The organism is Pseudomonas sp. HMWF006, from assembly GCF_003061205.1.
Lineage (GTDB): Bacteria > Pseudomonadota > Gammaproteobacteria > Pseudomonadales > Pseudomonadaceae > Aquipseudomonas > Aquipseudomonas monsensis.
The window spans coordinates 1-9,985 of sequence record NZ_QAIU01000252.1; the positions used below are offsets into that span (position 1 = coordinate 1).

The window sequence follows — 9,985 nt, forward strand, 5'->3', positions numbered from 1 at the left end:
CCTCCACTCAGCCTGCCGAAGGGGCCTGAAGATCAAGATCAAGATCAAGATCAAGAGCAGGCGAGCTGACACTCGGCCTATTGGGTGGTTCGGTCCTTGTGGGGGGCTTATTTCTTTCGGAGCTGTTGGGGGCTGCGATCTTTTGATCTTTCCGTTACAGAAAATCCTTATAGGCAAACAATGCCGGGGCGCCGCCGGTGTGCAGGAATATGATCGGGCCATCGTTGAAACGCTGGCGGCCGATGCCGTCCAGTAAACCGGCCATGGCTTTGCCGGTGTATACCGGGTCGAGCAGCAGGCCTTCCTGGCTTGCCAGCAGCTTCACCGCCGACAAGGTCCCGGCGTTTGGCTCGCCATAACGCGGGCCGAAGTATTCGTCCCACAACTCGACCTTGAAGTTCTCTGGCAATTTCACGCCTAACAGGTCCGCCGTGCGCTCGGCCAGCCCCTGCACTTTCGGGCGTTGATCTTCTTCGCTGCGCGAAACGGTCACGCCGATTACCGGCAGTTGCGGCAAGGCTTCGCTCAATGCCAGCGCCAGCCCGCTATGAGTTCCGGCGCTGCCCGAGGCCAGCACCACGGCGGCGAAATCGAGGCCGGTGTCCTTGATCTGTTCGGCCAGTTCCAGGCCGGCACGCACGTAGCCCAGCGCACCGAGGGCATTGGAGCCGCCGATTGGCACCAGATATGGTTTCTTGCCGTTGCTGCGCAGGCGCACCGCGAGGGCGGCCAGTTGTTCGTCGGCGTTGTCGAGGTTGTCGACCAGCTCGACCTTGGTGTCGAACAGATCCAGCAGCAGGCGATTGCCGTTACCGGTGTAGTTGCCGTCGTCGGTGCCCAGAGGATTTTCCAGCAGGGCCACGCAACCGAGGCCGAGTTTCGCCGCCAGCGCCGCGGTCTGGCGCACGTGGTTCGATTGCAGGGCGCCCGCGGTGATCAGCGTGTCGGCGCCTTGGGCGAGGGCATCGGCGGCGAGGTATTCGAGTTTGCGCAGCTTGTTGCCGCCCATGGCCAGCGGCGTCAAATCATCGCGCTTGATGTACACGTCACGCCCGAGCCAGGCGGACAGGCGTTCGAGTTTTTCCAGTGGGGTCGGTTGACCGAGCAGGTCGAGGCGGTTGAAGCGTTCCAGCTGGTGTTTGATCGGTTGTGTGGACATGGTTCCGTACTGGCGGAGGAAGATGACAGGACTATAGGCACGCGGTTTTACCGGGGCAACCGTCAATCGCTTATAGCCAAACGTGCTTAGGCCAGCACTATCGGTTCTTAATTCGTCATCGTGGCCTTGCCGTAAAGTAGTCGCCGTTAACGCGGCCAGACCGTCCGGCCGCCCGTGAGGAGTCTTTACCGTGAGCGAGCGTTCCAGCCATTGGCAACTGCAGACCATCGTCAGCCAACTGCGCAGTGCGCGGGATCAGTGGCGTGCACAAAATGGCCGGGCCTCCGGCGAGCAGGGTGGTCGCGAGTTGCCGTCCCGCGCGGCGATGGCGGAGATTCTCGAGGCGCTGTGTGGCGCATTGTTCCCGATGCGCCTGGGGCCGGTGGATTTGCGTGAGGAGAGTGAAGACTTCTACGTCGGTCACACCCTCGACACGGCGCTGAATGCGCTGTTGGCGCAAGCCCGGCTGGAGTTGCGCTACGTCGCCCGGCACAGCGCGCAGGACGACCGCGACGTGGAGCAGCAGGCGATCCGCATTATTCAGGACTTCGCCCTGGCCTTGCCGGACCTGCGCGCGTTGCTCGACACCGACGTATTGGCGGCCTATCACGGCGACCCGGCGGCGCGCAGCGTCGATGAAGTGCTGCTGTGCTATCCGGGAATTCTGGCGGTGATCCACCATCGTCTGGCGCACCATTTGTATCGCGCCGGGCTGCCGCTGCTGGCGCGGATCAGCGCGGAAATCGCGCATTCAGCGACGGGTATCGACATTCACCCGGGCGCGCAGATTGGCCGTAGTTTCTTCATCGACCACGGCACGGGTGTGGTGATCGGCGAGACCGCGATCATTGGCGAACGCGTGCGGATCTATCAGGCGGTGACCCTGGGCGCCAAGCGCTTCCCGGCAGATGAAGACGGGCAGTTGCAGAAGGGCCATCCACGCCATCCGATTGTCGAGGACGACGTGGTGATTTACGCCGGGGCGACGATTCTCGGGCGGATCACCATTGGCAAGGGCTCGACCATCGGCGGCAACGTCTGGCTGACCCGCAGTGTGCCGGCGGGGTGCAATCTGACCCAGGCCAATCTGCAGCATGATGACGGGACGCAGAAGTAGGCTTCTGGAATTTGCTTCGCGGTTGCTGAGCTCTTCGCGAGCAAGCTCGCTCCCACCATGGAATGCAATTCGAATGTGGGAGCGAGCTTGCTCGCGAATGGTTTTCAGACCGAATCGGGATAATGGCATTCAGCCAATTCTCCAGTGAACGAATCCCCTCAAACCAGCGTCATACCTCTCCTTGAGCTAGCGTAGGAAAACTACCGCTTGGCCGTGCGATTAGTCCTTAGCGCCCTATCCATGTTTAACTTGAACGTTCATTCAAGTTAAACCGGTGGTTCGCTGCCCGCTCACAACAGGAGGCTTGCCTTTGCTGAGTCCGATCATTTCAGCCACGTTTCAACCCCTCGAGGTGCACCGTTCATGAGTGCATCGTCCACCCCCGCCAGCGGTCTGGTACGCATGAATCCGCCGGTGTTCTACTTCGCCGCGACGGTCATTCTGCTGTTTGGTCTCGTTGTCATTGCCATGCCGGAGCAGGCTGGAGCCTGGTTGCTGGCGGCACAAAACTGGGCGGCCAATACGGTCGGCTGGTATTACATGCTCGCGATGACGCTGTATCTGGTCTTCGTGGTGGTCACCGCGTTATCCGGCTACGGCAAGATCAAACTCGGTGCCGACCACGACGAGCCCGAATTCAGTTACCTGTCCTGGGCCGGCATGCTGTTCGCTGCCGGGATCAGCATCACGCTGTTTTTCTTTTGCGTCTCGGAACCGCTGACCCACATGCTGCAACCGCCACAAGGCGAGGCCGGCACCGCCGAAGCGGCGCGGCAGGCGATGCAGATTCTGTTTCTGCACTGGGGCCTGCATGGCTGGGGCGTGTTTGCCTTCGTCGGCATGGCCCTCGCGTATTTTGCCTACCGGCATAACCTGCCGCTGGCGCTGCGCTCGGCGTTGTACCCGCTGATCGGCAAACGCATCAACGGCCCGATCGGCTATGCGGTGGATGGCTTCGGCATCATCGCCACGGTGTTCGGCCTGGGTGCCGACATGGGTTTTGGTGTGCTGCACCTCAACTCCGGACTGGACTACCTGTTCGGCATCGCCCATACCCAGTGGATTCAGGTCGGCCTGATCACACTGATGATGGGCGCGGCGATCATCGTTGCCGTTTCCGGTGTCGATAAAGGCGTGCGGGTCATGTCCGACATCAACATGCTGCTGGCCTGTGCGCTGCTGCTGTTCGTGTTGTTCGCCGGCCCTACCCAGCACCTGCTCAACACCCTGATCCAGAACCTCGGCGATTACCTCGGCGCCTTGCCGATGAAGAGTTTCGACCTCTACGCCTACGACAAGCCAAGCGACTGGCTCGGCGGCTGGACCGTGTTCTACTGGGCCTGGTGGATCGCGTGGTCGCCGTTCGTGGGCCTGTTCATTGCGCGGATTTCCCGTGGCCGGACCATCCGTGAATTCGTCTTCGGCGTGCTGCTGATTCCGCTCGGTTTCACCCTGGCGTGGATGTCGATCTTCGGCAACAGCGCGCTGGATCAGGTGCTTAATCACGGCATGAGTGCGCTGGGCATGTCGGCCATCGACAACCCGTCGATGACCCTGTACCTGCTGCTGGAAACCTACCCGTGGAGCAAGACCGTCATCGCCGTGACGGTGTTCATCAGCTTTGTGTTCTTCGTCACCTCGGCCGACTCCGGCACTGTGGTGCTCTCGACCCTGTCGGCCAAGGGTGGTAACCCCGATGAAGACGGGCCGAAATGGCTGCGGGTGTTCTGGGGCGCGATGACGGCGCTGATCACCAGTGCGCTGCTGTTCTCCGGCAGCATTGATGCGCTGAAGTCGGCGGTGGTGCTGACCTCGTTGCCGTTCTCGTTGATCCTGCTGCTGATGATGTGGGGCCTGCACAAGGCGTTCTATCTGGAGTCGCAGAAACAGATCGCGCAACTGCATTCGCTGGCGCCGGTATCCGGTTCGCGGCGTGGCAAGGGTGGCTGGCGTCAGCGCCTGAGCCAGGCTGTGCACTTCCCGTCACGCGACGAGGTGTACCGCTTCATGGACACCACGGTGCGCCCGGCGATTGAGGAGGTGACGGCGGTGTTCGTCGAAAAAGGCCTGAACGTGGTCACTCAGCCAGATCCGGCGCATGACAACGTCAGCCTGGAAATCGGCCATGGCGAGTTGCATCCGTTCATCTATCAAGTGCAGATGCGCGGCTATTTCACGCCGTCGTTTGCGCGCGGTGGCATGGGGTCCAAGCAACTCAACAACCGCCGCTACTACCGCGCTGAAGTGCACCTGAGCGAGGGCAGTCAGGACTATGATCTGGTGGGTTACACCAAGGAGCAGATCATCAACGACATCCTCGACCAATACGAACGCCACATGCAGTTCCTGCATCTGGTGCGTTGATCGTGAACCGAGCGCCGGGACGTTTTACGACCCGGCGCTCAGCACCATGAACAACACCATCGCCGCCATCGGCACCCCGAACACCGCACTGCCAATCGCTATTTCCGACCCCGGCGACTGCCCGGCATGCACCACCCCCACTGCGCCATTGATCACCGTCAACGCCAGCCACAGCGCGGCGAAGCCGTAGGCCATGGTCTGCCGACTGAAGCCAACACGCTCGCCGATGTAGAGCATCAGGGCGAGCAGGACCAGGCCGAAGAAAATGATGATGGCGGTGTGCATGGCGGGTTCTGCCTGGTAGATGGATATCGCCTGATGGACCTCTATCGCGAGCAGGCTCACTCCTGCAGTGAACGCGCTGCGCACAAATCCTGTGGCCAACCGCATTCCTTGTAGGAGTGAGCCTGCTCGCGACAGGGCCACCTCGGTGCCCTTTAGAGCATAGCCAATCCAGCCCCCGCCAACTTCATCAGGTGCTCTCGCGCTCGATCACCTTGCACTGCAATAAATTCAGGCGCTGCACATCATCACTCGGCAACACCCCAAGGCTTTCCAGAACCCGCGTTGCCGCCAGCACGCCGATTTCCAGTGCCGGCGGTTTGATCGTGCTCAGGCTCGGCAACAGCATCTCGGCGAACGGGTAATCACCGAAGCCGAGTACAGCGCAGTCTTCGGGGATCTTGAGGCCGGCGCGTTGCCCGGCGAGCAGGCCACCGGGCACCACGTCGCCGCGTGGCGTCACCCGCAGGTGCCGGCCAATGCCGGTCTGGATTTCGCTCACTACAAGCGTCTGGCGCAGATTGCCGAGGCGGCCAGATTCGACACATTGTTCGTTGCCGACAGCGTTGCCGCGCCGACTCAAAACATCGCCAGTCGCATGGCCCGCTCCGATCACTTTGAACCGCTGACACTGCTCTCGGCCCTCAGTGCGGTGACCGAACACATCGGCCTGATCGCCACTGCGACCACCAGCTACAACGAGCCGTACCACGTGGCGCGTAAATTCGCTTCGCTCGATCACCTGTCCGGCGGACGTGCGGGGTGGAATCTGGTGACCTCGGACAACGCCGCCGAAGCGCTGAACTTCGGGCGTGACGCACACATCGGCCACGCCGAGCGCTACAGCCGCGCGCGGGAGTTTCATCAAGTGGTCACCGGGCTTTGGGACAGTTGGGAGGACGACGCCTTTCACCGCGACAAGGCCAGCGGTGAGTATTACGACCCTGCGAAGCTGCATGTGCTGGAGCACGTCGGCGAGCACTTTCGGGTCAAAGGCCCGCTGAACGTGGCGCGCTCGCCACAGGGGCAACCGGTGATCGTGCAGGCCGGCTCTTCCGAGACCGGGCGTGAACTGGCGGCACAGACCGCTGAGGTGGTGTTCACCGCGCAGACCTCGCTGGCCGGCGCGCAAGCGTTTTACGCCGACCTCAAAGGCCGCTTGGCGAAGTACGGGCGCAGTGCCGATTCGCTGAAAATCATGCCGGGGGTCTTTGTTGTCGTCGGGCAAACGGAAGCCGAAGCGGAGGAAAAGTGTGAAACGTTTCAGCAATTGGTCGAACCGGAGGTTGGCGTCGCCTTGCTTGGGCGTATGCTGGGCAACTTCGATTTGTCGAAGTACCCGTTGGACGGTCCGCTGCCGGAATTGCCACTGACGGAAAGCGGTCAGCAGAGCCGGCAGAAATTGCTCACTGAACTGGCAGGTCGGGAGAACCTGAGCCTCGCCGAACTCGGTCGCAAAATTGCTGGCGGGCGCGGGCATTACAGCCTGGTGGGCACGCCGGCGCAGATTGCCGACCGCTTGCAGGAATGGTTCGAGCAGGGCGCGGCGGATGGCTTCAATGTGCTGGTGCCGCACCTGCCGGGCGGGCTGGAAGACGTTGCCCATGGCGTGGTTCCGGAACTGCAGCGGCGTGGGCTGTTCAGAACCGAGTATGAGGGCCGGACCTTGCGCGAGAATCTGGGCCTTGCCCGACCCGGCAATAGATTTGTGTAGCACCCTTCGCGAGCAAACTCGCTCCCACATCTGGAATGCATTTACCTGTGGGAGCGAGCTTGCTCGCGAAGAAGTCGACACCCATTCAAGACAGACAAGAGAGGATTCGATGACTTACACCGCTGCCGAAAACCGCTATGACTCCATCCCTTACCGCCGCGTCGGCCGCAGCGGTCTGGTGCTGCCGGCGTTGTCGCTGGGCCTGTGGCACAACTTTGGCGACAGCACGCCGATCGACACCCAGCGCGCCTTGCTGCGCACCGCGTTCGACCTGGGGATCAACCACTTCGACCTCGCCAACAACTACGGCCCGCCGTATGGCAGCGCCGAGATCAATTTCGGGCGCCTGCTGCGTGAAGATTTCAAGCAGTACCGCGACGAGCTGATCATCTCCAGCAAGGCCGGTTGGGACATGTGGCCAGGGCCATATGGTCAGGGCGGCGGTTCGCGCAAATACGTGCTGGCCAGCCTCGATCAAAGCCTGCAGCGCCTGGGCCTGGATTATGTGGATATCTTCTATTCGCACCGTTTCGACCCGGACACCCCGCTGGAAGAAACCGCCAGCGCCCTCGCCACTGCCGTGCAGCAGGGCAAGGCGTTGTACATCGGCATCTCGTCGTACTCGGGGGTGAAAACCCGCGAGATCGCCGCGCTGCTCAAAGAGTGGAAAGTACCGCTGCTGATTCATCAGCCGGCGTACAACCTGCTTAATCGCTGGGTCGAAAAGGATCTGCTCGACACCACCGACGAACTCGGCACCGGGGTCATCGCTTTCACTCCGTTGGCGCAAGGTCTGCTCACCGACAAATACCTCAACGGCGTGCCGGCGGATGCGCGGGTCAATCGTCCGGGCGGTGGTTCGCTGCAGGCCTCGCACTTGTCCGAGGCGAACATCGCGCACGTGCGCGCACTGAACGAGATTGCCAAGCGTCGCGGCCAGAGCCTGGCGCAACTGGCGCTGGCCTGGACCCTGCGTGATCCACGGGTGACCTCGGCGCTGATCGGTGCGAGCCGGCCAGAGCAGATCATCGAGAACGTCGGGGCGTTGAAGAACCTGAGCTTCAGTGCTGAAGAGCTGGCGGAGATTGACCGGTTTGCCCAGGAGGGCGGGATCAATCTTTGGGAGAAGCCTTCGACGGCGGAGTGAGTCACCCTCACATCAGCGCTCTCACAGAGGGAGAGGGCGCCGACCGAGGTGTCTGTAGCCATACATCGACCTGAAAAACTGCTTCGACTATGGATTCAGAAAAGCAATATCAGGTCGGCGTACCTCTAAAGCCCCTCACCCTGACCCTCTCCCTCCGGGAGAGGGTGAGGGTGAGGGGCTTTTGGCTGTTAAAACGGCTCAGCGAAAAAACGGCACATCCCCCAACACCGTCGCCCGCTGCATCACCCGCCGCGCCGGGCGGTAATCGTCTACCGCGTAATGCTGCGTCACGCGGTTGTCCCAGAACGCAATGTCGTCCTTCTGCCAACGCCAGCGAATGGTGAATTCCGGCCGCGTCGCGTGCGCGAACAGGAACTTCAGAATCGCCTCGCTCTCGGTTTCCGACAGCTCGTTGATCTTCGAGGTGAAGCCTTCGTTGACGAACAACGAACGGCGTCCACTCACCGGGTGGGTGCGGATCACCGGGTGCGACAGCGGCGGGTTCTTGCGCCGCGCCTCTTCCCACTGCGCCAGCGCTTGCGGCGTGTTGCCGTAGCGCTCCAGCGGAAACGAACGGGTGAAGTCGTGAGTGGCGGTCAGCCCTTCTAGCAGGCTTTTCATCGGCGCCGAGAGTGCTTCGTACGCGGCAATTCCGCTGGCCCACAAGGTGTCGCCGCCAAACGCCGGCAACAGCTTGGCGCTGAGTACCGCGCCCATCGCCGGGGTCGGCAGGAAGGTTACGTCGGTGTGCCAGATCGCGTTGTCGCGCACGTCGGTGACGGCGGTGTCGAGGATCAGCACTTCCGGCTGCTCCGGCACGTTCGGGTAGATCGGATGAATGTGCAGATCACCGAAGTACGCGGCAAAGCGTGCCTGCTGCTGCGGCTCGATCGGCTGGTTGCGGAAGAACAGCACTTGATACTGGAGCAGCGCCTGCTCGATGGCGTCGCGCTGTTCCAGGTTCAACGGCTGGCTGACATCGACGCCGCTGATCTGTGCGCCGAGGGCCGAGCTTAAGGGGGTGATGGTCAGGCTGCTCATGGTCTTACTCTTCGAATTCGGGGATAGAGCTTTTTGTAGGAGCCAGCCTGCTCGCGATAGCGGTTTGTCATTCACAACAGCCGTTGCCTGACACTCCGCAATCGCGAGCAGGCTCACTCCTGCAAGGATTTAAAGGGGCGACTTTCAGTGCGCCTGGCCGTGCCACGGCACCAGTTTACGTTGCAGGGCGCGCAGGCTCAGTTCCATGGCGAACGCGATCAGGGCGATCACCAGAATCCCCAGCACCACCACATCGGTGACCAGGAATTGCGCAGCAGACTGCACCATGAAGCCCAACCCACTGGTGGCGGCGATCAATTCGGCGGCGACCAGTGTCGACCAGCCGATGCCCAGACCGATGCGCACACCGGTAAGAATGTCCGGCAGGGCGCTGGGCAAAATCACGTGGCGAATCAGTTGTGCGCGAGTGGCGCCGAGCGACTGTGCGGCACGCAGTTTCGCCGGGTCGACAGTGCGCACGCCGGTCGCAGTCGCGATGGCAATCGGGGCGAAAATCGCCAGGTAGATCAGCAGCACTTTCGACAACTCGCCAATGCCGCACCAGATCACGATCAGCGGCAGATAAGCCAGTGGCGGAATCGGTCGGTAGAACTCGATCAGCGGATCGAGCACGCCACGGGCGATACGGTTGGCGCCGATGGCAATGCCCACCGGCACTGCGGTCAGAATCGCAAAACCGAGGCCCAGGCCAATGCGGCTCAGGCTCGCGCCCAAGTGCTGCCACAGGGTTGAATCCATGTAGCCGGTGGTCGCCAGTAGCCAGCCTTTTTGCAGCACGGCGGACGGTGGTGGGAGGAACAGCGGTTCGATCAAACCGCTGGCGGTCACCGCCCACCAGAGCACCAGCAAGGCGAACAAGGTCAGCAGGCTGATCCAGCGCGTGCTGAAGCTGCGCCGCACGGGAATCGCCACCGAAGGGGATTTCACCGCCGCAGCGGAAACGTCGTAACTGCTCATGCGCGCTCCTGCCGCTGAACGGCGCTGCGTTGCGAGAACACTTTGCTCAGCACGTGCTCGCGGGTTTCGATAAAACGCGGGTCGGATTTGATCGCTCGGGCGGACTCACCGGCGGCGTAACGCTGGCCGAAATCCAGGTGCAGACGTTCGACGATCTGCCCCGGATTCGGCGCCAGCAGAATC

The 9,985-nt window shown here is 61.9% G+C and carries 8 protein-coding genes and 2 pseudogenes; 4 read left to right on the top strand and 6 right to left on the bottom strand.

Annotated elements, in window-relative coordinates; translation table 11 throughout:
- Positions 1 to 154: 154 nt before the first annotated feature.
- The gene (locus DBR24_RS10305) at positions 155 to 1,159 is read right to left on the bottom strand and encodes a D-cysteine desulfhydrase (protein ID WP_128614679.1); all 1,005 of its coding nucleotides are present in this window, start codon (positions 1,157 to 1,159) and stop codon (positions 155 to 157) included.
- Between the two features lie 190 nt (positions 1,160 to 1,349).
- On the opposite strand from DBR24_RS10305, the gene epsC reads away from it, so the two are divergent.
- Positions 1,350 to 2,276 carry a serine O-acetyltransferase EpsC gene (gene epsC, locus DBR24_RS10310; RefSeq protein WP_123470529.1) on the top strand — a complete coding sequence of 309 codons (927 nt, stop codon included), beginning with the start codon at positions 1,350 to 1,352 and terminating at the stop codon, positions 2,274 to 2,276.
- Positions 2,277 to 2,678: 402 nt separating this feature from the next.
- Complete coding sequence (betT, locus tag DBR24_RS10315; RefSeq protein WP_177490504.1) at positions 2,679 to 4,640, top strand: choline transporter BetT; 1,962 nt, start codon at positions 2,679 to 2,681, stop codon at positions 4,638 to 4,640.
- A 24-nt stretch (positions 4,641 to 4,664) separates the two neighbouring features.
- On the opposite strand, the gene DBR24_RS10320 is transcribed toward betT, so the two are convergent.
- Both DBR24_RS10320 and DBR24_RS10325 read right to left on the bottom strand, forming a co-directional pair.
- A complete protein-coding gene (locus DBR24_RS10320; RefSeq protein WP_123470533.1) occupies positions 4,665 to 4,925 on the bottom strand; it encodes a hypothetical protein in 261 nt (86 codons plus the stop codon).
- A gap of 187 nt (positions 4,926 to 5,112) precedes the next feature.
- Positions 5,113 to 5,370: pseudogene (locus DBR24_RS10325) on the bottom strand (substrate-binding domain-containing protein); the annotation flags it as partial.
- Here DBR24_RS10325 and DBR24_RS10330 point away from each other — a divergent pair.
- Both DBR24_RS10330 and mgrA read left to right on the top strand, forming a co-directional pair.
- Positions 5,338 to 6,636 (top strand): LLM class flavin-dependent oxidoreductase, encoded by a 1,299-nt coding sequence (locus DBR24_RS10330; RefSeq protein WP_128614680.1) that lies wholly within the window; start codon positions 5,338 to 5,340, stop codon positions 6,634 to 6,636. The pseudogene DBR24_RS10325 and the gene DBR24_RS10330 sit on opposite strands and share 33 nt — an antisense overlap.
- A 109-nt stretch (positions 6,637 to 6,745) precedes the next feature.
- A complete protein-coding gene (gene mgrA, locus DBR24_RS10335; protein ID WP_007917913.1) occupies positions 6,746 to 7,783 on the top strand; it encodes an L-glyceraldehyde 3-phosphate reductase in 1,038 nt (345 codons plus the stop codon).
- Between the two features lie 198 nt (positions 7,784 to 7,981).
- On the opposite strand, the gene tauD is transcribed toward mgrA, so the two are convergent.
- The 3 genes and pseudogenes from tauD to tauB form a co-directional block, all read right to left on the bottom strand.
- Positions 7,982 to 8,824, bottom strand: coding sequence for a taurine dioxygenase (gene tauD / locus DBR24_RS10340; RefSeq protein ID WP_128614681.1), 843 nt, complete (start codon positions 8,822 to 8,824; stop codon positions 7,982 to 7,984).
- Positions 8,825 to 8,968: 144 nt separating this feature from the next.
- The gene (tauC, locus tag DBR24_RS10345; protein WP_128614682.1) at positions 8,969 to 9,802 is read right to left on the bottom strand and encodes a taurine ABC transporter permease TauC; all 834 of its coding nucleotides are present in this window, start codon (positions 9,800 to 9,802) and stop codon (positions 8,969 to 8,971) included.
- Positions 9,799 to 9,985, bottom strand: a pseudogene (gene tauB / locus DBR24_RS31910) (taurine ABC transporter ATP-binding subunit); the annotation flags it as partial. The gene tauC and the pseudogene tauB, both read right to left, overlap by 4 nt.

Bases quoted from the DNA above. Each gene is read 5' to 3' on its own strand.
- tauC (WP_128614682.1), bottom strand. From the start codon at position 9,802: ATGAGCAGTTACGACGTTTCCGCTGCGGCGGTGAAATCCCCTTCGGTG.
- betT (WP_177490504.1), top strand. From the start codon at position 2,679: ATGAATCCGCCGGTGTTCTACTTCGCCGCGACGGTCATTCTGCTGTTT.
- mgrA (WP_007917913.1), top strand. From the start codon at position 6,746: ATGACTTACACCGCTGCCGAAAACCGCTATGACTCCATCCCTTACCGC.
- DBR24_RS10305 (WP_128614679.1), bottom strand. From the start codon at position 1,159: ATGTCCACACAACCGATCAAACACCAGCTGGAACGCTTCAACCGCCTC.
- tauD (WP_128614681.1), bottom strand. From the start codon at position 8,824: ATGAGCAGCCTGACCATCACCCCCTTAAGCTCGGCCCTCGGCGCACAG.
- DBR24_RS10320 (WP_123470533.1), bottom strand. From the start codon at position 4,925: ATGCACACCGCCATCATCATTTTCTTCGGCCTGGTCCTGCTCGCCCTG.